29 protein-coding genes are annotated in these 19,461 nt (G+C 42.7%); 26 read left to right on the forward strand and 3 right to left on the reverse strand.

The window, feature by feature from the left end; all coding sequences use genetic code 11:
• The first annotated feature begins 204 nt into the window (after window positions 1-204).
• The 3 genes from dmpI (at window position 205) to PAP_RS02005 (ending at window position 2,752) form a co-directional block, all read left to right on the forward strand.
• Complete coding sequence (dmpI, locus tag PAP_RS01995) at window positions 205-402, forward strand: 4-oxalocrotonate tautomerase DmpI (protein ID WP_048164413.1); 198 nt, start codon at window positions 205-207, stop codon at window positions 400-402.
• Entirely contained in the window at window positions 386-1,990 is a 1,605-nt protein-coding gene (locus PAP_RS02000; RefSeq protein ID WP_330217307.1) for an amidohydrolase, read from the forward strand. The genes dmpI and PAP_RS02000 overlap by 17 nt, the downstream gene beginning before the upstream one ends.
• Window positions 1,991-2,131: 141 nt before the next feature.
• Window positions 2,132-2,752 (forward strand): hypothetical protein, encoded by a 621-nt coding sequence (locus PAP_RS02005; protein ID WP_048164417.1) that lies wholly within the window; start codon window positions 2,132-2,134, stop codon window positions 2,750-2,752.
• Window positions 2,753-3,647: 895 nt separating this feature from the next.
• Here PAP_RS02005 and PAP_RS02015 read toward each other — a convergent pair.
• A complete protein-coding gene (locus PAP_RS02015) occupies window positions 3,648-4,727 on the reverse strand; it encodes an aminopeptidase P family protein (RefSeq protein ID WP_048164420.1) in 1,080 nt (359 codons plus the stop codon).
• Between the two features lie 153 nt (window positions 4,728-4,880).
• Here PAP_RS02015 and PAP_RS02020 point away from each other — a divergent pair, with 153 nt between their 5' ends.
• From PAP_RS02020 to PAP_RS02120, 21 genes are all read left to right on the forward strand, one after another.
• Window positions 4,881-5,465, forward strand: coding sequence for a 50S ribosomal protein L15e (locus tag PAP_RS02020; protein ID WP_048164421.1), 585 nt, complete (start codon window positions 4,881-4,883; stop codon window positions 5,463-5,465).
• 69 nt (window positions 5,466-5,534) lie between these two features.
• Complete coding sequence (locus PAP_RS02025) at window positions 5,535-5,990, forward strand: RNA-binding protein (protein ID WP_048164422.1); 456 nt, start codon at window positions 5,535-5,537, stop codon at window positions 5,988-5,990.
• Window positions 5,987-6,619, forward strand: a complete 633-nt coding sequence (locus PAP_RS02030) for a Ribonuclease P protein component 3 (protein WP_048164424.1) — start codon at window positions 5,987-5,989, stop codon at window positions 6,617-6,619. Before PAP_RS02025 ends, PAP_RS02030 begins: the two co-directional genes overlap by 4 nt.
• The gene (locus tag PAP_RS02035; protein WP_048164426.1) at window positions 6,616-6,978 is read left to right on the forward strand and encodes a ribonuclease P protein component 2; all 363 of its coding nucleotides are present in this window, start codon (window positions 6,616-6,618) and stop codon (window positions 6,976-6,978) included. The genes PAP_RS02030 and PAP_RS02035 overlap by 4 nt, the downstream gene beginning before the upstream one ends.
• Window positions 6,979-6,986: 8 nt before the next feature.
• Window positions 6,987-7,991 (forward strand): TIGR00341 family protein, encoded by a 1,005-nt coding sequence (locus tag PAP_RS02040; protein ID WP_048164428.1) that lies wholly within the window; start codon window positions 6,987-6,989, stop codon window positions 7,989-7,991.
• 164 nt (window positions 7,992-8,155) lie between these two features.
• Window positions 8,156-8,938 (forward strand): archaeal proteasome endopeptidase complex subunit alpha, encoded by a 783-nt coding sequence (psmA, locus tag PAP_RS02045; protein ID WP_048164430.1) that lies wholly within the window; start codon window positions 8,156-8,158, stop codon window positions 8,936-8,938.
• A 10-nt stretch (window positions 8,939-8,948) separates the two neighbouring features.
• On the forward strand, window positions 8,949-9,659 hold the full coding sequence (locus PAP_RS02050; RefSeq protein WP_048164432.1) for a ribosome assembly factor SBDS: 711 nt from the start codon (window positions 8,949-8,951) through the stop codon (window positions 9,657-9,659).
• Entirely contained in the window at window positions 9,656-10,429 is a 774-nt protein-coding gene (rrp4, locus tag PAP_RS02055; RefSeq protein WP_048164433.1) for an exosome complex RNA-binding protein Rrp4, read from the forward strand. Before PAP_RS02050 ends, rrp4 begins: the two co-directional genes overlap by 4 nt.
• Window positions 10,413-11,153 (forward strand): exosome complex exonuclease Rrp41, encoded by a 741-nt coding sequence (rrp41, locus tag PAP_RS02060; protein ID WP_048164435.1) that lies wholly within the window; start codon window positions 10,413-10,415, stop codon window positions 11,151-11,153. The genes rrp4 and rrp41 overlap by 17 nt, the downstream gene beginning before the upstream one ends.
• Before the next feature lie 3 nt (window positions 11,154-11,156).
• On the forward strand, window positions 11,157-11,966 hold the full coding sequence (gene rrp42 / locus PAP_RS02065; RefSeq protein WP_048164436.1) for an exosome complex protein Rrp42: 810 nt from the start codon (window positions 11,157-11,159) through the stop codon (window positions 11,964-11,966).
• A gap of 188 nt (window positions 11,967-12,154) precedes the next feature.
• Window positions 12,155-12,442 (forward strand): 50S ribosomal protein L37ae, encoded by a 288-nt coding sequence (locus tag PAP_RS02070; protein WP_048164438.1) that lies wholly within the window; start codon window positions 12,155-12,157, stop codon window positions 12,440-12,442.
• A gap of 29 nt (window positions 12,443-12,471) precedes the next feature.
• Entirely contained in the window at window positions 12,472-12,621 is a 150-nt protein-coding gene (locus PAP_RS02075; RefSeq protein ID WP_048164440.1) for a DNA-directed RNA polymerase subunit P, read from the forward strand.
• A 52-nt stretch (window positions 12,622-12,673) separates the two neighbouring features.
• Window positions 12,674-13,306: a ribosomal biogenesis protein gene (locus PAP_RS02080; protein WP_048164441.1), complete on the forward strand. Its 633-nt coding sequence runs from the start codon at window positions 12,674-12,676 to the stop codon at window positions 13,304-13,306.
• 43 nt (window positions 13,307-13,349) lie between these two features.
• Window positions 13,350-13,955: a Na+/H+ antiporter subunit E gene (locus PAP_RS02085; RefSeq protein ID WP_048165901.1), complete on the forward strand. Its 606-nt coding sequence runs from the start codon at window positions 13,350-13,352 to the stop codon at window positions 13,953-13,955.
• Entirely contained in the window at window positions 13,931-14,206 is a 276-nt protein-coding gene (locus tag PAP_RS02090) for a monovalent cation/H+ antiporter complex subunit F (RefSeq protein ID WP_048164443.1), read from the forward strand. Before PAP_RS02085 ends, PAP_RS02090 begins: the two co-directional genes overlap by 25 nt.
• A complete protein-coding gene (mnhG, locus tag PAP_RS02095) occupies window positions 14,203-14,517 on the forward strand; it encodes a monovalent cation/H(+) antiporter subunit G (RefSeq protein ID WP_048164445.1) in 315 nt (104 codons plus the stop codon). Before PAP_RS02090 ends, mnhG begins: the two co-directional genes overlap by 4 nt.
• Window positions 14,498-14,728 carry a hydrogenase subunit MbhD domain-containing protein gene (locus PAP_RS02100; protein WP_048164447.1) on the forward strand — a complete coding sequence of 77 codons (231 nt, stop codon included), beginning with the start codon at window positions 14,498-14,500 and terminating at the stop codon, window positions 14,726-14,728. Before mnhG ends, PAP_RS02100 begins: the two co-directional genes overlap by 20 nt.
• On the forward strand, window positions 14,725-14,970 hold the full coding sequence (locus tag PAP_RS02105) for a hypothetical protein (protein WP_048164449.1): 246 nt from the start codon (window positions 14,725-14,727) through the stop codon (window positions 14,968-14,970). The genes PAP_RS02100 and PAP_RS02105 overlap by 4 nt, the downstream gene beginning before the upstream one ends.
• The gene (locus PAP_RS02110; RefSeq protein WP_048164451.1) at window positions 14,967-15,389 is read left to right on the forward strand and encodes a Na(+)/H(+) antiporter subunit B; all 423 of its coding nucleotides are present in this window, start codon (window positions 14,967-14,969) and stop codon (window positions 15,387-15,389) included. Before PAP_RS02105 ends, PAP_RS02110 begins: the two co-directional genes overlap by 4 nt.
• A complete protein-coding gene (locus PAP_RS02115; protein WP_048164453.1) occupies window positions 15,382-15,675 on the forward strand; it encodes a cation:proton antiporter subunit C in 294 nt (97 codons plus the stop codon). The genes PAP_RS02110 and PAP_RS02115 overlap by 8 nt, the downstream gene beginning before the upstream one ends.
• The gene (locus PAP_RS02120; RefSeq protein ID WP_048164455.1) at window positions 15,672-17,186 is read left to right on the forward strand and encodes a proton-conducting transporter transmembrane domain-containing protein; all 1,515 of its coding nucleotides are present in this window, start codon (window positions 15,672-15,674) and stop codon (window positions 17,184-17,186) included. Before PAP_RS02115 ends, PAP_RS02120 begins: the two co-directional genes overlap by 4 nt.
• Here the strand turns inward: PAP_RS02120 and PAP_RS02125 are convergent.
• On the reverse strand, window positions 17,178-17,585 hold the full coding sequence (locus tag PAP_RS02125; RefSeq protein WP_048164457.1) for an ACT domain-containing protein: 408 nt from the start codon (window positions 17,583-17,585) through the stop codon (window positions 17,178-17,180). The genes PAP_RS02120 and PAP_RS02125 overlap by 9 nt on opposite strands.
• 125 nt (window positions 17,586-17,710) lie before the next feature.
• Here PAP_RS02125 and PAP_RS02130 point away from each other — a divergent pair, with 125 nt between their 5' ends.
• Window positions 17,711-18,892 carry a cation:proton antiporter gene (locus tag PAP_RS02130; protein ID WP_236627002.1) on the forward strand — a complete coding sequence of 394 codons (1,182 nt, stop codon included), beginning with the start codon at window positions 17,711-17,713 and terminating at the stop codon, window positions 18,890-18,892.
• Window positions 18,889-19,137 (forward strand): KEOPS complex subunit Pcc1, encoded by a 249-nt coding sequence (gene pcc1, locus PAP_RS02135; RefSeq protein WP_048164458.1) that lies wholly within the window; start codon window positions 18,889-18,891, stop codon window positions 19,135-19,137. The genes PAP_RS02130 and pcc1 overlap by 4 nt, the downstream gene beginning before the upstream one ends.
• On the opposite strand, the gene PAP_RS02140 is transcribed toward pcc1, so the two are convergent.
• Window positions 19,106-19,417 (reverse strand): DUF4389 domain-containing protein, encoded by a 312-nt coding sequence (locus tag PAP_RS02140; protein ID WP_048164460.1) that lies wholly within the window; start codon window positions 19,415-19,417, stop codon window positions 19,106-19,108. The two genes, pcc1 and PAP_RS02140, sit on opposite strands and share 32 nt — an antisense overlap.
• Window positions 19,418-19,461: the final 44 nt, after the last annotated feature.

The raw sequence follows: 19,461 nt of genomic DNA on the forward strand, positions 1-19,461 counted from the left end.
TTAAAAGAGTTGGGATTTCAAAACTTTCAAAAAATAGTCCATAATCATAACTAGGGGGTTCAGCATAAGAATAATGCCAAGTTCTGGAGAACTCCCTCCCCCCTCATAGGCATCGCCCTTACTTTGAGGTTTTAGTATTTAAAAGTTTTGGATTTCTTCGTGAACTTTTTATATCCTTTCGATGCAAATCTTAATGGTGATCACATGCCCACGGTTATTGTTGAAGGTCCAAAAATAGATGTTGAGAAAAAGAGGGAGCTCGTTAGGAGAATAACAGAGGTCATTAAAGAGGTGTATGAAATACCCCATGTTACTGTTCTAATAAAAGAGAATCCGCCCGAAAATGTCGGCATTGATGGTGAGCTCCTTTTGGATAAGAAGAGGGGTGAAGGGGTTGATTAGGGCATTCGTGAATGGGAAAATCTACGTCTCATTTAATCCTAAGAGGACCGCTGAAGCCCTTTTGGTGGCTTTCGGTAGAGTTCTTTATGTGGGTTCCAGTGAAAAAGTGGAGAAAATTGCCCAAGAGCTCGGTGGGGAGATCATTGATCTTCAAAGTAAGGTTGTCCTTCCAGGGTTCATTGATTCTCATATGCACCTCGATGAGCTCGGCATGTCTCTCAATATGGTGGATTTGAGGGGCGTTAGAAGCATAGAGGAGCTTAAGGAGAGGGTTAAGGGGTATGCCATCAATGCAAGCACAACGTGGATTCTCGGCCACGGCTGGGATCAAGAGCTTTTTGAAGAGAAAAGGTGGCCCACGCGCTGGGACTTGGATGAAATGGTTAGAGACAAGCCCGTAATGCTCTCACGTGTTTGCCTTCATGCTGCTGTTCTCAACACAAAGGCCATGGAAATGGCAGGGCTTTTGGATTTGGATTCTCCAGGCATCATGAGAAACGAGGAGGGAGAACCAACCGGAGTTGTGAAGGAAGAAGCCTTTGAGCTCGCCAGGGAGAAGTTTAAGGAAACGCTGACTTTGGAGGACTACAAGCGCTTTATTGAAGATGGTGCTAAGTTTGCCCTCTCAAATGGGGTTACCACAGTGGGCTTTGTGAGTGTTGAGGAAAGCTCGATAAATGCTTTGGGTGAATTAAACGCCGAAGGAAGGCTCCCAATAAGGGTTAGAGCTTATCTAGACCCTGGGAGAAGGGAAGTTAGTGAAAGGGGCATGTATGGCAACACTGACATCCTCCAGGCTCTCAAAAAGTTGGGGATTAGAAGGGGCTCTGGCGGGGAAAAGCTCAAACTAAATGGCATCAAAATCCTGGCGGATGGTTCCTTAGGTGCGAGAACTGCCTGGCTATCTAAACCTTATAGCGATGCTCAAACAGAGGGATACCCAAACATAAGCAGGGAAACTCTTGAAACCATCGTTAAAGAGGCTCATGAGGCTGGTCTCCAGGTTGCGGTTCATGCCATAGGAGATGCCACAATGGACATGATCCTCGATGTGTACGAGCACCTCGAAAATGTAGAAAAGTTGAGACACCGCATAGAGCATGCTTCTATTTTGAGGGAAGATCAAATTGAGCGCATTTCAAAGCTTGGCGTTGTTCTGGGAGTGCAGCCCCACTTTATCATAACCGACTGGTGGGTTTTAGAGCGCGTTGGCGAGGAGAGAGCTAAGTGGGTATATCCATTTAAGAGTGCTTTGAAAAAGGGCATTGTGCTCGGCCTGAGCACGGATTCTCCAATAGAGTCTATTAACCCCTGGGAGACAGTCTATGCCGCGGTAACGCGTGGAAAGTATGAAGAAGTTCCCTTATATAAGCACACTCCAAATGAAGCTTTGACACTAGAGGAAGCTCTGCACGCTTATACACATGGCTCGGCCTACATTTTGGGAGAAGAAAGCGAACTCGGTACGTTGGAAGAAGGTAAGCTGGCCGACTTCATAGTCGTGGATAGAGATCCATTCGAGGTGGAGGAAAAAGAGCTGAGGAGCATAAGGGTGCTTGGCACTTACGTGGGCGGAGAGGAATTTTGAAGTTTTACTCTCGCTCTTTTCTGCCTTTTGTACATGTCTCTGTAAGTTTAATGATTCCACTTTCTATTGTGGAAAATAGTAAATTTTATATGTCTAAGTTGTATTAATTTACCTAAAATTGGTTGCATTGAGGTGATTACGGTGTGGAGGAAATTGTTGGGATTGATGCTTAGTCTACTCGTTTTGAGTACTGGATTGGTAACTGCAAAACCATCGCAAAGCTCAATAGAACCGCAGGCAGTGGTTGCAGCAGCTCTTGAGGCATATATCACAGGGGATATTGTTGATAAGACAATTATCCATCTAATATTCTACGACTATAAACACTATAAAGTGAAGCATAATACTTGGGGATCTATTGTAGTGGGAATAGGAAAACTGCCTATTGGAGGGTATAAAGTATGGATATCCGTGCCAGATCAGTTGCAGATTGAACCATCAAGATTACAATGGAGATCCAATCCTGTAAAATACGAAGGAACTACAAAAAAGTGGGGTATTACTTTTCACAAATTTGATATCCAAAACAGCGGATGGGCGATGTCATCATTCAGTGTTCCCATAAAGTTTACAGTAGGAAAGGACAAAAGTTATGGGATTCTATTACTTGGAGCTCAAAGCTATGATGAGATAGACTCGTTTATAGGAAATGCTGGCACAACACTAATCGGAGCAATCGTAGCGGGAGTTGCAGGTGCAATTTTAGGGCTTCTAGCAGGTTCAGGAATAAGCTATGATTATGTCAAGATAACTGAAGTTTAGCTAAACTTGGAGGGAAATTCGTGAGATGGACTGGTCGCAACAGACTCCTCTTGGTAGTTGAACTTACTACCCTCATATTATACCTTTTGCCCTTGTTTTTTACATATTTTTCTGTTTATACATACCTTGTATTGCCGCTTATTGTTTTCTTAGGGAGAGAATATAAAAATGAGATCAAAAAAATAACAAAAAAACAATCTCGAAATTAACATGTCCTTGGAAAAGAGTGTCAGCTATTACAATACGGTAATATTTAGTACTATCATGCTTTATCTATTCTCAATTTTTTCAGGTTTATATGCGTTGAATATAGACATTTATCAAAAAGGAGGGATTTTGATTTTTCTATGTGCACTCGGGTATTTCACTCTTAATTTCTCCGCGGTTGTTGTTAAACTTTTTATTGTTTCCGCAAGCCTCTACGCGCCTTATCTCCTTTCAGTTCTGATGGCAGGTTACACTCAGCTGTTATCTGTTTTATTACTAGGAGGTTTTATTAGAGTGACGTTATGGTTTGCAATTGAGATAATATTGCTTAAAATTGTTACTATACCAAAGTCAGGATCAAAACTGAATATCAGTAAACTATTTAATTTTATGCCGTTAGCTTTTGGAGGTTGGTTAGTTTTTTTCCTGAGATTACTCGACTATTTTATGTTCGGTGGTTTTTTATATTATCGTAGAATCTTTGAGCAGATTCTGGTGATTATGGCATGGATTTTCTCCTATTACCTGCTAAGCAAAAATATCAATGAACAACTTGGCAATACGCTACTGGCATATTCCTTTAGCATATTAACTGGTACAATAACTTTTGTTTTGCTTCCACCACCTCTTTAGAGTTATTGAATATTTAGTGGCGGTAAAGGAAAATGAGCGCTTAATAATCAAAGGCTCAAAGCACTATTAACTCCTTCCCTGCTTTTGTGAGCCTCTTTCCTTTTCCATTGATTATAGCAACGTCATCCTCGATTCTAACCCCAACTTTGCCAGGAATATAAATACCAGGCTCTATCGTGAACGTCATGCCTTCTTCCAATATGGTCTCGCTGTGCTGCGCTATGTATGGTTCTTCATGCACATCTAAGCCCAAGCCATGGCCGGTTCTGTGGATGAAGTACTTTCCATAACCTTTTTTCGTGATTTCCCCTCTTGCCACAGCATCTATTTCTTTTGCAGTGATTCCTTCCCTAACAGCTTGGACTGCTCTTTCTTGGGCTTCTTTAATGACGTCATAAACTTCTAAAGCTAGCTCAGAAGGTTTTCCAATCGCTATGGTGCGCGTTATGTCGGAGCAGTAGCCCTTGTACTTAGCTCCATAGTCGAGAATTACCAAATCCCCCTTCTTGAGCTTCCTATCGCTCGGTGTGTGGTGTGGGTTGGCTCCATTTTCACCAGCTGCCACAATTGGCTCGAATGATATTCCATCGGCTCTCTCATTTATGAGGTATTCTATGAGCGCCGCCACCTGCTTCTCGCTCATTCCCTCCAAGTCTCTCTCGATGAGCTCATAGAATACCTCATCCACAGCTTGTGCCGCTTTCTCCATTAGCTTGAGCTCTCCTCTGTCCTTCTTTATCCTCAGCTTTGACGTTAGAGCACTCAAAAGGCCGAGCTCGTAGTCCATGAGGATATTTTCAATCTTAACGAGCATCATCGCTGGCATAGTGTCTTCCACTAAAATTTTTCCCCTCCTCAAGTTGAGCTCATCTAAAACGCCTTTTAAAATGAGGTAGGGATTTTCATCATCACCCCAAAAAATAGCCCTTCCCTCCCAGTTCTCTTTTACTTCATTTTCATAGAGCTTGGGGGCTATGATAACGCTTTCTCCCTCCCTGTTTAGAGCTAATAAAAATAGCCTTTCGCCTGTGGCAGAGGGATTTAAGCCCGTCAAATAATAAAAGTTCGTGCCCGGCGTTATCAGTGCTCCCATATAATCGTCCATAAGCCCAACGAGCTTATCAAGCCTGTTCATTTCGACCACCTAAATACCTCATCTCTTGGATGTATTAACTCTTCCGCAACCTTTAAAAACTAGAACTCTAAACTCACCACGACTAGGCGGGGGAAACCCGCGGGATGTTCCGCTAAGCGGAGAACCATAAACAGCAAAAACGAGGTGAAAAAGATGGGAATGTACAAATACATAAGAGAAGCCTGGAAAGCTCCAAAGAAGAGCTATGTTAAAGACTTGTTGAAAATTAGAATGATTAAGTGGAGAAGGGAGCCAAGTGTTATTAGGATTGAGAGGCCAACCAGATTGGATAGAGCTAGGAACCTCGGCTATCAAGCAAAGCAAGGCTATGTCGTTGTGAGAGTTAGAGTTAGGAGAGGAGGAAGAAAGAGGCCAAGGTGGAGGGCCGGAAGAAAGCCAAGTAAGATGGGTCAAGTTAAGTACTCACCAAAGAAGAGCCTTCAATGGATTGCTGAAGAGAAGGCCGCGAGAAAGTTCCCCAACCTTGAGGTTCTCAACTCCTACTGGGTTGGCGAGGATGGAATGTACAAGTGGTTTGAAGTTATACTGGTCGACCCACACCACCCTGTTATTAAGAGCGATCCAAAGATCGCTTGGATTGCCGGAAGGGCCCACAAGGGTAGAGTCTTTAGAGGTCTTACCTCAGCCGGCAAGAAGAGCAGAGGTCTTAGAAACAAGGGTAAGGGTGCTGAGAAGATTAGGCCAAGCATTAGGGCCAACGGCAGAAGAGGTAAGTGATTTTTTCCTTCTTTTCTCTCTGCATCAACCTTTTAAACCTAAATTTTGAGTTCTTAAACGGTGATTAACATGGCAAAACTTCAAGCTCATCACATTAGGGTAAGTACTTTCATTCACGCAACCGAAGAGCCTGAGAAGGTTTTAGAGGCCTTGGAAACAATATTTCCGGAAAGCATTTCTCAAGAGGATATAGAATTTGAAATAATCAATACTGAAGGCTTCTTTGGGAACCCGATTAAAGTTGTCAACGCTGAGCTAAAGAGGAGCAGGAATGTTAGGGCTTTTCTCGAGAACTTAAAAGCTCTCTTAAGCGACGAGGATAAGGAATATCTTTTGGAGCATCTTGATGAGAAAGTTGATGACGAGGGAACATTTTACATCCGCTTCAACAAGCAGAAAGCTTATTTGGGCGAGGTTGAAGTTGGCGAAGGTGAAGATGTCATTCAAGTCAAGATAAAGGTTAAAGCTTTTCCAATGAGGAGAGAAAGCGTAGTTAAAGCCGTTGAGGAGTGGTTACGAGAATGATTGAGCTTGATGTGAGGGATGAGAAAGCCTATGAATTAGCAAAAGAGTGGTACGATGATGTAGTCTTTACTAAGAAGCTTGTTTTAGATAGGAGTCCTGACTATGGGAAGCTTAAGGCAGAGCTAAAAGAGCTCAGAGAAAAGTACGGAAAAGTTGCCCTTCTTCTGATAACAAAAAAGCCCTCGCTTATTAGGGAAGTTAAGAACAAGCATTTAAAGGCCTTAATTTATGTCCAAGGAGGCAACTTGAGGATAAACCGCTTTGCTCTCGAGAGCAAGGTTGATGCTTTAATAAGTCCAGAGCTTGGGAGAAAGGATTCGGGCTTAGATCATATCCTTGCTAGGCTAGCAGCTAAAAACAACGTTGCCATCGGTTTTTCTCTCGCTCCCCTTTTGAGGGCTAATCCCTATGAGCGCGCTAATATCTTGAAGTTTATGATGAGGAACTGGCGTTTGATTGAGAAGTACAAAGCTCCGCGCTTTCTTACAACATCTGCCGAGAATATGTGGGAGATAAGGGCTCCAAGAGATTTGATGAGCCTAGGGATAGCTTTGGGGATGGATATTCCTCAGGCTAAGGCTTCTTTAAGTTTTTATCCCGAAGGGATTTTAGGGAGGCTTGAAAAGTGAGTGAGAGACCCAAAACTCTTCCGCCAACTTTAAGAGACAAGCAGAGGTATATAGCGTTTCAAGTTATTGGGGAGAGGGCGTTTAAAAAAGATGAGATAAAAAGGGCTATTTGGGATGCTTCTCTTAAAACTTTGGGAGAGCTTGGGACGGCTAAAGCCAAAGTATGGTTCATAAAATTTGACGAAAAAAGTCAAACGGGCATCTTGAGATGTGATAGGAAGTACGTGGAAGAGATGAGGTTTGCCCTAACTATGCTCACTCAAATAAACGGTTCAAAGGCAATAGTGAGAACATTGGGAGTTTCGGGGACTATAAGAAGGCTTAAGATGAAGTTTCTAAAAGACTTCGGCTGGAAGTAGGGATGGCCATGTTTAGGGTGGAAGTTTATTGCGGCAAAGAAGAGTACGAGAAAGTTTTAAATGCCTTGAATAAGTGGGATTTACTCTTTTACTCTTCTAAAGTGCTATTTGGGGAGGAAGATGTGTACAAGCTTGAAATTTACGCTCCTGACTATGTGATAAATGAGCTCGTAAATGATTTGGTAGGCTCAATAGACTTAAGAAAGGGCAAAAATTCGATAGTTTGGGAGAAAATTAGTGCAGGAAAGTCCATTAAGTACCAAACGTCCAAGAAAAGCTTAGAGAAATATTCATCAACTTGGAGCAAAGAGACAATTGAAAAGCTGACGGAAGACGCCGCTTCCAAAGCCAAAGTGGGGCCTATAGAGCTTACATTGGGTGCTGTTGCGTCAATAATAGCCTTGATTGGACTTGTAAACGACAACATCGTTTTAATAATTTCTGCGATGCTCCTCTCTCCGATATTAAGTCCGCTTTATGGATTTTCTATAAACGTAATAATGGGAAAGAAAAAATGGGTTTTTTCTTCTTTGTATTCAATTTTAAAGCTTTTAATAACGATTTTCTTAACCTCAACGCTCATGTCTTTAGTATTGAAGGCCTTTAGTTTAATTCCCGTAGAGCCTACGGGAGAGATACTCGCTAGGGCAAACACTGGAATAATTTTTATCCTAATGGCAGTTTTGCTGGGCTACGCTGGTGTAGTAGCCATAGTGAGTAAAATTCCTGAGATACTCGCGGGTATAGCAATAGCAGCAGCATTAGTACCTCCCACTACGGTTATTGGAGTGTCTCTCGTGATGGGATGGCGAGAAGTTCTGCTGGGCTCTCTTACACTTACTTTGGAAAACGTTGTTGGACTCCTCACAGGCTCCATTTTGGCCCTCTACATTTTGAATGTCAGCCCAAGGAGCTACTACGAAAAGAGAGCGGCAAGGATGTACACTAAGAGAACCATAGCTGTCCTGCTAATTCTCGTATTCATGCTCATTTTGATTGAAGTAGTCTCTTAGTTTTTTGCATTACTATTAGAGGGATGTCAAAATGAAAACAGAAACGTGCCTCCGGGGGAAAAGCTTAATTATCAACTCATCAATTCTATCTATCGGAGAGTATATAAAGGCAAAAAATTAAGCTTGTTTATAAAAGATTGCGATAACTTATGAGGTGATGTAAAATGGCGTTTGTACCACCACAAGCGGGATATGATAGGGCCATAACAGTCTTCAGCCCAGATGGGAGGCTTTTCCAAGTACAATATGCAAGAGAAGCCGTCAAGAGGGGAGCAACGGCCGTCGGTGTTAAATGCAAAGAGGGTGTTGTCTTGGCCGTTGAAAAAAGAGTAACGAGCCGTTTAATAGAACCCGAGAGCTATGAGAAGATCTTCCAAATTGATGAGCACATAGCTGCTGCTTCAAGTGGTATAATAGCCGATGCGAGGATTTTAGTCGATAGAGCCCGTTTAGAGGCTCAAATCTACAGGTTGACCTATGGTGAGCCTGTTCCTCTAACAGTTCTCGTTAAGAAGATCTGCGACCTGAAGCAAATGCACACTCAATACGGCGGTGTAAGACCTTTTGGTGCCGCCCTGCTGATGGCAGGTGTTAATGAAAAACCCGAGCTCTTTGAGACCGATCCGAGCGGCGCTTACTTCGAGTGGAAGGCTGTTGCAATAGGAAGTGGAAGAAACATAGCTATGGCAATATTCGAGGAGAAGTACCGTGAAGATATGGACATGGATGAGGCCATAAAGCTGGCAATATTTGCTTTGGCTAAGACAATGGAGAGCCCAACTCCAGAGAGCATTGAGGTTGCGGTGATAACTCTGGAGAACAAGAGGTTTGAGAAAGTAAGCTCAGAGAAGATCGCTAAATGTTTGGAAGAGGCTATTAAAGAAGCAGAGGAAGCAGAAGTTGAAGAGGAAAATATGGATTACTCTGACTTAGACAACAACTATTGAGGTGGCGTTTATGCCAATTGACGTTGATAAGGCAGTAATTGCGCGGTTGAAGACTCACGGTGAGACGTTTGAGATACTAGTTGATCCTTATCTGGCAAGGGACTTTAAGGAAGGTAAAGAGGTCCCAATAGATGAGATTCTCGCTACCCCTTACATTTTTAAGGATGCTCATAAGGGGGATAAGGCGAGCGAACACGAAATGGAAAAGATTTTTGGGACAAGCGATCCCTATGAAGTGGCCAAAGTTATTTTGAGGAAAGGAGATGTTCAGCTCACAGCACAACAGAGAAGAGAGATGCTCGAGGAGAAGAGGAAACAAGTGGCCACGATAATCCATAGGAATGGAGTTGATCCGAGAACGGGCTATCCACACCCACCAGAGCGCATACTAAAAGCTATGGACGAGGCAGGGGTTCATGTGGACATCTTCAAAGATGCTGAAGCTCAAGTACCCAGCATTTTAAAGGCCATAAGAAGAATCCTACCAATAAAGATCGAGACAAAAGTAATAGCTGTAAAAATACCCTCTGACTACACAGGAAGAGCATTTGGAGAAGTTAGGAAGTTCGGTACGATTAAAAAGGAAGAGTGGGGAAAGGATGGCTCATGGATGTTTTTAATCGAAATTCCCGGTGGAGTTGAGGAAGAGTTTTATGAGAAGCTTAATGCCCTTACAAAGGGCACTGCTATGACTAAACTTATAGAGAGGAAGGGACTATGAAGAAGGTTTTTGTTAATAGTAAGGAGTTAGTGGTTCCAGGGACGCTAATAGCACAGGGACCATACAAACCAGGCAAAGGGACATTTAGAGAGGGCAATAGAGTTTACGCGGCAGTTATAGGCTTGGTAGAAATTAGAGGAGATATGATAAGAGTAATACCATTAGAAGGACCTTATATTCCAGAGGTCGGGGACAACGTAATAGGAAAGATTGTGGACGTCAGATTCTCTAACTGGGCCGTTGATATTGGGGCCCCATATCAAGCGGGATTGAGAATACAGGATGTCACTGACGAGAGAGTAGACCTGTCAAAAACTGACTTGAGGAAAATATTCGATATTGGAGACATAATATATGCAAAGGTCAAAGCCTTCAATGAAGTCAACCAAATAGACCTTGCAACCAAAGGAATGCCATTCAACGGCGGCCCGCTTAGAGGAGGGCAGATAGTGCAGATAACTCCCTCGAAGGTGCCCCGTCTTATAGGAAAGGGCGGCTCAATGATAAACATGATTAAACGCCTAACTAACACTCGTATAATCGTTGGTCAGAACGGTTGGGTATGGGTGAGCGGAAGAAAGAAGGAGCTTGAGAACTTAGCGATAGAGGCTATTCTAAAAGTGAACAGGGAAAGCCACACTCAAGGATTGACAGATAGAGTGAAGGACTACCTTCTCAAGAGGCTGGAAGCTTTGAAAGAGCAAGGAGTAATTGAAGAGATCCCCCAATTTGAAGTGAAGGGAGGAGAAAACAATGATGGAAAAGCCTGAAGAATTGAAGTTAATAGATGAGAATGGGTATAGGATTGATGGTAGGAAAAAGTACGAGCTTAGAAAAGTCAATATGAAAGTAGGAGTTTTAAAGAATGCAAATGGTTCAGCTTACGTAGAATGGGGTAAAAATAAAATTTTGGCTGCAGTTTATGGCCCTAGGGAAATTCACCCAAAGCACCTTCAAAGGCCCGATAGAGCCATTCTTCGTGTTAGGTACAACATGGCACCATTTAGTGTTGAGGAGAGAAAGAAGCCTGGGCCGGATAGGAGAAGCGTTGAGATTAGCAAAGTCATTAGAGGAGCCTTAGAGCCTGCTGTAATTTTAGAGCTCTTCCCAAGAACATCCATAGATGTGTTTATAGAGGTTCTTCAAGCTGATGCTGGAACTAGAGTGGCTGGAATAGTGGCAGCTTCTCTGGCGCTGGCCGATGCAGGAATTCCAATGAAGGATTTAGTTTCCGCATGTGCGGCAGGGAAGATAGAGGATGAAATAGTCCTCGATCTGAACAAGGAGGAGGACAACTATGGAACCGCTGATGTCCCAGTTGCCATAATGCCAATCAAGAACGACATAACTCTGCTCCAAATGGATGGTTATTTGACCAAGGAGGAGTTTTTGGAAGCAGTTAGATTAGCAATAAAGGGCGCAAAAGCAGTGTACCAAAAGCAGAGAGAGGCTTTGAAGGAAAGATACCTCAATGTTCTTCAGGAGGAGGAATGAGAGATGGAGATTGTAGCATCAATCATGAAGGATTATATTATGGAGTTGCTTAAGGAAGGAAAGAGAGTCGATGGAAGAGGCTTAGAGGACTACAGATCATTGGAGATTAAGACTAATGTAATTAAAAAAGCAGAAGGTTCAGCATGGGTGAGATTGGGAGATACCCAAGTTCTCGTAGGTATAAAGGCGGATGTTGGAGAGCCTTTCCCAGATTTGCCCAACATGGGTGTCATAACTACAAACGTTGAGCTTGTTCCATTAGCTTCACCAACCTTTGAGCCAGGCCCACCAGACGAGCGCTCCATAGAGCTAGCGAGGGTTGTTGATAGAGGAATTAGAGAAAGCCAAACTATAGACTTAGAAAAGCTCGTAATAGTTCCAGGGAAGCTCGTTAGGGTCGTGTTCATAGACATCCACGTTTTAGACCATGACGGAAATCTAGTGGATGCATGTGGAATTGGAGCAATAGCAGCTCTCTTGAGCACGAAGCTTCCAAAAATCGAGTATAATGAGGAAACAGGAGAAATAACTAAATTAGATGAATATGAACCGCTCCCAGTAACAAAAATCCCAATTCCAGTAAGCTTCGTTAAGATAAGGGACAACCTCTTAGTTGACCCGAACCTCGAGGAAGAGCAGGTTATGGATGGAAAGCTAACTATAACAACGGATGAGAATGGATACATCTCTGCTGTTCAGAAGAGTGAGGGTGGAAGCTTCAAGCTCGAGGAAATCATGTATGCTATTGACGTCGCCCTAAAGAGGGCAGGCGAAATTAGACAAGTTGTCCTCGATGCCATTAAAGAGGAGTGAGCTTTCCTTTTTTCCATCTCTTTTGGAAACCTTGTCCTTTGAGAAGAGAGCTACATCAAAAGGCTTATAAATGGCAGGTTAGACCTAAAGACGTAAAAATAAAAACCACTCAAATTTTAAGGAAAAGCCTTTTAAATGGCCTGTGCATATTGGTCTTCAGCATAATCATCATTAGAGGTGATGCTCATATGGCTAAAGCTAAAAAGAAAACAAGGAAGATAAGCAAGGTTGGTTCCGCTGGAAGGTTTGGTCCAAGGTATGGTCTCAAGATTAGGAGAAGAGTTGCCGCCGTTGAGGCAAGGATGAAGCAAAAGCACATCTGCCCAGTCTGTGGAAGAAAGGGTGTAAAGAGAATAAGCACTGGAATATGGCAATGCCAAAAGTGCGGCGCAACTTTTGCTGGCGGTGCTTACTTGCCATCAACACCTGTTGGAAAGGTTGCTTTGAGAGTTACAGAGAGCAAAGCAAGGGGTTAATCCCCTAAAAACTCTTTTTGGTGAGAAAAATGGTTGAGGCAGTATATAGATGTGCTAAATGTGGAAAGGAGTTTAAACTTGATTTGGAAACTGTTAGGGAAGTCCGCTGTTCATACTGCGGCAGCAAAATACTCTACAAACCAAGGCCAAAGGTAGCTAGAAGAGTTAAGGCTATCTGATTGCCTTAGTTGTTTTGCTTTCGTTTAAATCAAAACTTAAGCGGTGCAAGCGATGATGCTGATTACGACTTCACACAGGCCTACAAGAAGAACTAGAAGTTTTGGACATGACTTAGAGAAGGTCTTCCCCAACTCTACATATCTAACGAGAGGAAAGAAGACTCTCCAAGACCTCCTCATGGAAGCGTATGAGAGAGGTTATGAGAGGCTTTTGATAATCAATGTCTGGAAAGGGAATCCCCTTAAAATGACTTTTATCAAAGTTTCTCCAAATGATTGGGGCTATCTTGGCTATCTCTACCTCCACGGTATTAAACTCCAAAGAGAGATAGGGTTTAGAGAAATAAGGCCTATTAGGGAGGATATGCCTTTTGTTATAACAACTGCTAAGAGAACAGGGCCGGACCATGTTTCATTTGCCCAAGTTTTTGCTGAGCTAACGAATGGAGAATTCGTCCCAAGGAGGGATATGAGCCTCCAAACGATAGCCGACAAGCACAACACGGATATTATAGGCGTTGTGGAGAGACATCCTAGGGGAATGGCAATCAACTTCCACCGCCTTGACGTGGATAAAGAGAGGGCTGTAGGTCCATTAATAAGCGTCAAGATTTGGATAATGGAAGACGGTAGAAGATGGGACTATAAAGAGGCTTTACTTGTTAAATCCAAGAAGAGAGAATAGTCTTTTCGAAAGGGTTTTTAACCTTGAAAACCTAAATTTCTATATGAGCCGAATTTCCTTTTATCTTAAAGAGCGAATTAAAGAAATTAGGCACAGGGTTCTACTTGAAAGTTATGAAGCTCAAAAGCTTCCTAAATGGGAGCGAATTGTGCTGACGTGGATGATGCTCTTTATATTTTGGATAATCGTTAGCAGCAGTATTGTATTGGAAAACTTACTAATTGGGGGGCTGGCAACTTTAATAATTTCCTCTTTTATGTACAACATGCTGACGGACGATATAAGGCACAGCGGCCATTTGGTAGAGAAGATATTCTACATAGTGTTCTTTTACATGCCCCAGTACATATTCATAATGATTTTTCGAATTATAGAAAGCAACTTTAAAGTGGCTAAGCATGCAGTGCTGATGGACATAAACCCGGGAATAGTTAAGATAAAAACTGATCTACACTCGGACACAGGAATAACGATTTTAGCAAACTCCATAACACTAACCCCGGGAACTTTAACGCTTGATGTTGATAGGAAGCTTGGAGAGGCTTATCTTTATGTCCATTGGATTGATGTGAAGACCCTAAATAGGGAAAAAGCTGGGGAGAGCATAAAGGGGGATATAGAGGAATGGTTAAAGAAAGTCTTTTGGTGACTCCATTTGGATGGGGAGTTCTGGTTTTAATGCTTACAAGCTTATTATTGACGTATAGGATTATTCGAGGCCCCACTTTGGCTGATAGGATAGTGGGCCTCAACACAATAACCACAAAAGTTGTTGTAATAATCGCAATTTTGGCGGTAATAAGTGAGGAATATGCACTGATAGACCTCTCTATTGTTCTCCTCATGGTAAACGCAGTTGGCGGATTGATATTGGCGAAGTACATGGAGGTAGAAAGATGATTGAGTATCTATTTCTGCTGTTAGGTGAGGCTATAATGGTGTTTGGAGCCTTGGGAATCCTCCGATTTCCCGATGTTTACACTAGGCTACACGCTGCGACAAAGTGCGACACGGGTGGGGCAATGAATATACTCATAGCTTTGGCGATATATGCAGATACTTCTACTTTAATAAAGCTAAAGTTTCTTGTCTTGGCTTTTCTGATAGCTATGATAAACCCTATGGTCTCCCACGCGATAGCTAGAGGTGCGTATAAATATGGGATTAAACCAGAAGTAGTGGTGGATATGTATGCTTGGGATAATCCATGAGCTCCTCCTTGTGGTTATGATACTCATTGCAGTATCTGTGGTTGAAGATGAGGATTTGGTTAGTGCTGTTGTTAAATACGCACTTATGAGCTTAGTGTTCGTATTGGTGCTGATCCAACTTAAAGCTCCCGATGTAGCCCTCTCTGCAGTGGTTGTGGGTGCTGTTATAATTGGAATTTTCCTTTACACTATAAAGGAGGTGGAGGAGTGAAGCGCATCTTGGGAGTCCTCCTTGTCCTCGCCCTCGCATTGACCCTGCTCCAGCTTGACTACTCTAAAGATCGAGAGGGGAGTTATGAGTATTACGTTTCTCATTGGGAGGAAGTGGGAGTTCCAAACTTGGTAACGGCTGTTTTAGCAGATTGGAGGGCATACGATAGCTTGGGTGAAGCCACACTCCTGTTCACTTCGGTGGTAGGCTTTTATCTCCTTTTGGGAGGGAAGAAGAAGTGAAGATGACTACAGTAGTGAGGACAACGACGAAGCTCATAAGTCCATTTTTGGTGACGTATGCGGCATATTTAATGGTCTACGGACATTTAAGCCCTGGAGGGGGTTTCCAAGCTGGAGTTATCTTGGCTGTGAGTGTTATACTACTCACTACATCGCACGGCTATAAGAAGGTTAAAAAGACTTTCAAGTTTTGGGAAGTTCAGCTCATTGAAGGAGCTTCCGCCGTCTTCTTAATAACGTTGGCAGTTATAGGTGCGCTTTTTGGAGGCTTTTTCTACAATTTCCTCAAAGGCGGGCGGTTTGGTTCTTTAATTAGCGGAGGCATAGTTCCTCTTTTTAACATAAGCGTTGCCCTAAAGGTTGGGGCAGCTTTCACGTTTTTATTTTACATACTGCTGAGGTGGGTTGAACGTGATTAACGTGGAAACTGCTGGAATAGTAATCATGCTCATTGGACTCTACGGGTTGATAACAAAAGAGAACCTGATTAAGCAAGTTTTGGCAATAAACATAGTATCAACAGGATTAGTCTTGTTCTTTGTTGGGACGGGATACGTCGAGGGCGGTGAGATTCCTATACTGCCGAAGGAGAAGGTAGTTGATCCGTTGCCTTCAACTTTAATGCTCACTACCCTAGTTGTTGATGTTGCGATAACATCCCTTGCACTGGCTTTGATAATGCGGATTAGGAGGGAAACTCCGTGATTCCTTTGATAGTTGCCTTTCCTCTCCTCTTTGCATTTGTTGTATCTCTAATTCCTGCCCTTAGACTACAGCGAAAGCTAAATAAGCCTGCTTTTTTGATAGGCATCTTTACGCCTTGGCTCTTTTTTGTTGTAAGTGCAAAGGAGATGCCTATAAGCGAGATTGTGGGCCAATGGAGCAGAGTTTCGGGCATTGAAGTAGCATTGGATGCCTACAACTTTTATTTCATCTTGGCAGAGCTCATCCTATTTTCGCTTGTCTCTCTGTACTCCTTAAGTTACTTTGAGCACAGGGACATAAACAAGATATACTCTCTAATCCTCTTAATGCATGCTGGCCTCTTAGGGGCGTTTATAAGCCGCGATCTGTTCAACTATTACATCTACTTGGAGATAGCTTCCGTCGCTGCCTTTGCCTTAGTGGGACTCTCAAGCGAAAAAGGTGCGAAGAGGGCTGCCTATAAATATCTGATGTTCTCCCTTATAGCTTCATATTTCTTTATATTTGCTGTGGGCATAATCTATCTAAAAACGGGTTATCTAAACGTGACGCTTATAAAAGACATTGCTACGCCGTCAAAAGAAATAAGTGCGGCGTTAGGCGTTGCTTTCACTGCTTTGCTCTTAAAAGCGGGCATCTTTCCTCTCCACTTCTGGCTTCCTGATGCCCACTCAAAGGCTCCGACTCCAATAAGCGCCCTCTTGTCGGGAATTGTAGTTAAAGCTCCAATTTATGGCATGCTCCTTCTTGCATTGACCTTTCCTCTAAACCATGCTCTAAAGACCATGCTCTTTGTAATTGCATTCTTTTCCATGTTCTTTGGCATTGTGATGGCGCTCCTGCAGAAAAACGCTAAAAAGCTTTTGGCTTACCACACTGTCAGCCAAATGGGCTATATTCTCCTTGGAATGGCAACACTCAACTTCCATGGTGCAATTTACCATGCCTTTGCCCATGCTCTGTTTAAAGGAGGACTCTTTCTAAGCGTTGGCACTATAGTAACTGCCCAAAAAACGAAGGACTTAGATAAGCTGAGCTATAGAGGTGACAAAGTGCTAATGCTCTCTATATTAATGTTGAGCTTGGCCATTGGAGGGATATCGCCCTTTATAGGTGCATTCAGCAAGAAGGAACTTTTAGTGGGTTTAAGCAGGAGCTGGGCATATCTTTTCCAGGCTGCTGGAATTGGAACGCTTATCTCATTCATGAAACTCAATTACTACATGATGAAGCCCGGGGAAGTATGGAGCACACTGCCTCGACGGATGGTCTCTTTCGCTATGGCAATCTTAACCCTCGCGTTTGGACTCTATTTTGGAATGAGTCTAGCTCTAAAGGAAGACTTTGTCGCGATCATTGGGGCTTTGGTGGTTTTTATCTCCCTAAAGAAGCTTGGTGTTTTTGAGCTTCAACTAAAGCCAAAGTTTGAGGAAAATATGAAAGGGCTTGGGGTGGAAGTGAACTTCTACTCTGCCCTGTTCGCATTTTTCCTTGTGTTATTTTTACTCTAGCTCCCTTAAGGTGATCTCTTTTACTTCTTTTATGCTAAGGAGTTCTTTTTCTAGTTTTTCGAGAGGGATGTTTGATTTGCTCATATCTACAACCGCAACTATTGCCGCTAACCCTATCTCATTTAGCTCTTCGCTCTCATTGAAGAGTATGTTCACTTTGTGCTTTCCAAAAAGGCCGCTTACATTTGCCAAAACACCCGGCTTGTCCTCCACCACAAATTCTACCTCTACGAGCTTCTTTCCTGGTAATGCTATCCTCTCCAGGTGTATCTCTTTTAGGTCCGTGTCAATCTCAACTAAGAAATAGGCGTCCTTGACTAGACCGGTCTCATAAGCATATTCTAGTGGAATTTCTACTCTCCCATTTTCCTTAATTTTAATGATTTCGTAGTGCCTCATAGCCCTCAACTGTATCTTTGTCTAGATCAATAAAAGCCTTGCTAATCATTCCTGGACATTTAGCAAAAGCCAACAACAAATTTTGCACAAAAATGCCCCACATACAAAAATTTTTTAATGGGCCTATGGCTAAAATGCTTGGAGGTGCAGCGTTGCCATTTGATGTCATTGGCTATGTCTTCATAATAATTGCAATTGCTAGGGTCTTTGCTGAAATCTTCGAGCGCTTAGGCTATCCTGGGTTTCTTGGAGAGATATCGGCTGGTTTATTGCTGGGTGTGTTTCTACAAGAGCTTCCCCGGGAAGATTTAAACCTTTTAGCTGAGCTTGGAGTATTTTTCCTTATGATGTATGCTGGCTTAGAGCTCACTCCTGAAGAGGTTCACATCGGCGGAAAGAAGAGTATACCTATTTACATCTTCACTTATGCGGCAATGCTATTCCTAACACTTCCCTTCACAAACTACACTATATTAACGGATAATTTGATAGTTGCCGCTATATTATCCGTAGCATCTGCCCCAATTGTGATCAGACTAACGAGGTACTTTGGTAGTGACTTCCTCCATATTGCTCTATCCTATGCGGTTATCAGTGAAGTAGGGGCTCTTGTGATACTTTACCTTTTAATAAACTTTGAGCTCTATCATTTGAGCTATTGGGGATTATTTTTTGAGCTGTTGAAAGATGGGGCATTCTTAGGAATTGTATTTGGGATTAACTACTTCATTAGCATTAAGCATAAAATCTGGATAATCAGGGCACTTAGGAAGCTTCAAAGTGATGAGGCGGTCTTTGGCATTGTAATGATTTTAGCGACATCTTTAGCGTTGATCAGTGAGGAAATTGGCTTACACTTCAGCATTGGGGCGTTTATTGTTGGTTTACTGCTGCACAGCGATTTAATGGGAACTAAGCAGTATGAAAGGGTGCACACCATAATCTCAGGTGTCACTTATGGAATATTCGCTCCAGTGTTTTTTGCTTGGAGGGGAATAAACTTTGAGACTGAATTCTCATTGGAGGTTGTTTACTTCTTCGTCCTGATATACCTTATTAGGGTTCTCCTAACGATGGGCTTAGTCTGGAAGGACGACATTAAGACGTCTCTTTTAAGGTCTACAGGGGTTTCGAGCTTTGGTGTCTTAGGCTTGCTTGTTGGAGAGGTGGGCTATGAGTTTGGTGTCCTAAGCCAGCACATGTATGCACTAGCATCCCTTGCGAGCATAATGGGAATCTTTGTCTCAGCAAGCATAGGACGCGTGATAAACTATCTTGAAGGGAGGAGAGAGGGGTGGACAAAATGAAAAAAGCACCAATACAAGGCATGATTGAGATTGAGTTCCCGAGTGAGGATATTGCAAAAGTGGTTTATGAGAGCGTCATCATTGAGGATAGAACTGTTCCTTATAGGAGAACAAAAACGAAGCTTGAGCTTGAAGGAAAAAAGATCAGGATAGAGTTCACTGCGGAAGACAATTCTGCTTTAAGAGGGACGCTCAACTCCTATTTGCGCTGGATTAAAGTTGCGATGGATGCTGTGGAGCTTTAACGTTTTGCTCTAAATCTGTTGGCTCGAGAGTCCTTAACTCTTTTCCAGCGGGCCAAGCCCTTTCATTTGTGACCAAATAGAGATAGCGGTTGACATCATATTGATATGTCACATACGTGTTTGCAAAATCTGCTAGGCTTTTGCTTCTTTTTCCAAAGATCAACGCGTAAAACCAGTGGAATATAACAACAATCTCAACGACAAATCCCCATATCCCTAGGATAATGCTGTAGAGTATTGCTAAGGGCAATCTTACGAGTGCTTCAATCCTTTCTCCCATAACATCACCCTACATGGTACCATTGCATAGTATATAACATTTAC

Origin of the sequence: Palaeococcus pacificus DY20341, assembly GCF_000725425.1 — an archaeon.
Lineage (GTDB): Archaea > Methanobacteriota_B > Thermococci > Thermococcales > Thermococcaceae > Palaeococcus > Palaeococcus pacificus.

Excerpts from the sequence above, each read along its gene's own strand:
- dmpI (WP_048164413.1), top strand. The coding sequence starts at position 205 with ATGCCCACGGTTATTGTTGAAGGTCCAAAAATAGATGTTGAGAAAAAG.
- PAP_RS02015 (WP_048164420.1), bottom strand. The coding sequence starts at position 4,727 with ATGAACAGGCTTGATAAGCTCGTTGGGCTTATGGACGATTATATGGGA.
- PAP_RS02020 (WP_048164421.1), top strand. The coding sequence starts at position 4,881 with ATGGGAATGTACAAATACATAAGAGAAGCCTGGAAAGCTCCAAAGAAG.
- PAP_RS02025 (WP_048164422.1), top strand. The coding sequence starts at position 5,535 with ATGGCAAAACTTCAAGCTCATCACATTAGGGTAAGTACTTTCATTCAC.
- PAP_RS02030 (WP_048164424.1), top strand. The coding sequence starts at position 5,987 with ATGATTGAGCTTGATGTGAGGGATGAGAAAGCCTATGAATTAGCAAAA.
- PAP_RS02040 (WP_048164428.1), top strand. The coding sequence starts at position 6,987 with ATGTTTAGGGTGGAAGTTTATTGCGGCAAAGAAGAGTACGAGAAAGTT.
- psmA (WP_048164430.1), top strand. The coding sequence starts at position 8,156 with ATGGCGTTTGTACCACCACAAGCGGGATATGATAGGGCCATAACAGTC.
- PAP_RS02050 (WP_048164432.1), top strand. The coding sequence starts at position 8,949 with ATGCCAATTGACGTTGATAAGGCAGTAATTGCGCGGTTGAAGACTCAC.
- rrp4 (WP_048164433.1), top strand. The coding sequence starts at position 9,656 with ATGAAGAAGGTTTTTGTTAATAGTAAGGAGTTAGTGGTTCCAGGGACG.
- rrp41 (WP_048164435.1), top strand. The coding sequence starts at position 10,413 with ATGATGGAAAAGCCTGAAGAATTGAAGTTAATAGATGAGAATGGGTAT.
- rrp42 (WP_048164436.1), top strand. The coding sequence starts at position 11,157 with ATGGAGATTGTAGCATCAATCATGAAGGATTATATTATGGAGTTGCTT.
- PAP_RS02070 (WP_048164438.1), top strand. The coding sequence starts at position 12,155 with ATGGCTAAAGCTAAAAAGAAAACAAGGAAGATAAGCAAGGTTGGTTCC.
- PAP_RS02075 (WP_048164440.1), top strand. The coding sequence starts at position 12,472 with ATGGTTGAGGCAGTATATAGATGTGCTAAATGTGGAAAGGAGTTTAAA.
- PAP_RS02080 (WP_048164441.1), top strand. The coding sequence starts at position 12,674 with ATGATGCTGATTACGACTTCACACAGGCCTACAAGAAGAACTAGAAGT.
- PAP_RS02085 (WP_048165901.1), top strand. The coding sequence starts at position 13,350 with ATGAGCCGAATTTCCTTTTATCTTAAAGAGCGAATTAAAGAAATTAGG.
- PAP_RS02090 (WP_048164443.1), top strand. The coding sequence starts at position 13,931 with ATGGTTAAAGAAAGTCTTTTGGTGACTCCATTTGGATGGGGAGTTCTG.
- mnhG (WP_048164445.1), top strand. The coding sequence starts at position 14,203 with ATGATTGAGTATCTATTTCTGCTGTTAGGTGAGGCTATAATGGTGTTT.
- PAP_RS02100 (WP_048164447.1), top strand. The coding sequence starts at position 14,498 with ATGCTTGGGATAATCCATGAGCTCCTCCTTGTGGTTATGATACTCATT.
- PAP_RS02125 (WP_048164457.1), bottom strand. The coding sequence starts at position 17,585 with ATGAGGCACTACGAAATCATTAAAATTAAGGAAAATGGGAGAGTAGAA.
- PAP_RS02130 (WP_236627002.1), top strand. The coding sequence starts at position 17,711 with ATGGCTAAAATGCTTGGAGGTGCAGCGTTGCCATTTGATGTCATTGGC.
- pcc1 (WP_048164458.1), top strand. The coding sequence starts at position 18,889 with ATGAAAAAAGCACCAATACAAGGCATGATTGAGATTGAGTTCCCGAGT.
- PAP_RS02140 (WP_048164460.1), bottom strand. The coding sequence starts at position 19,417 with ATGGGAGAAAGGATTGAAGCACTCGTAAGATTGCCCTTAGCAATACTC.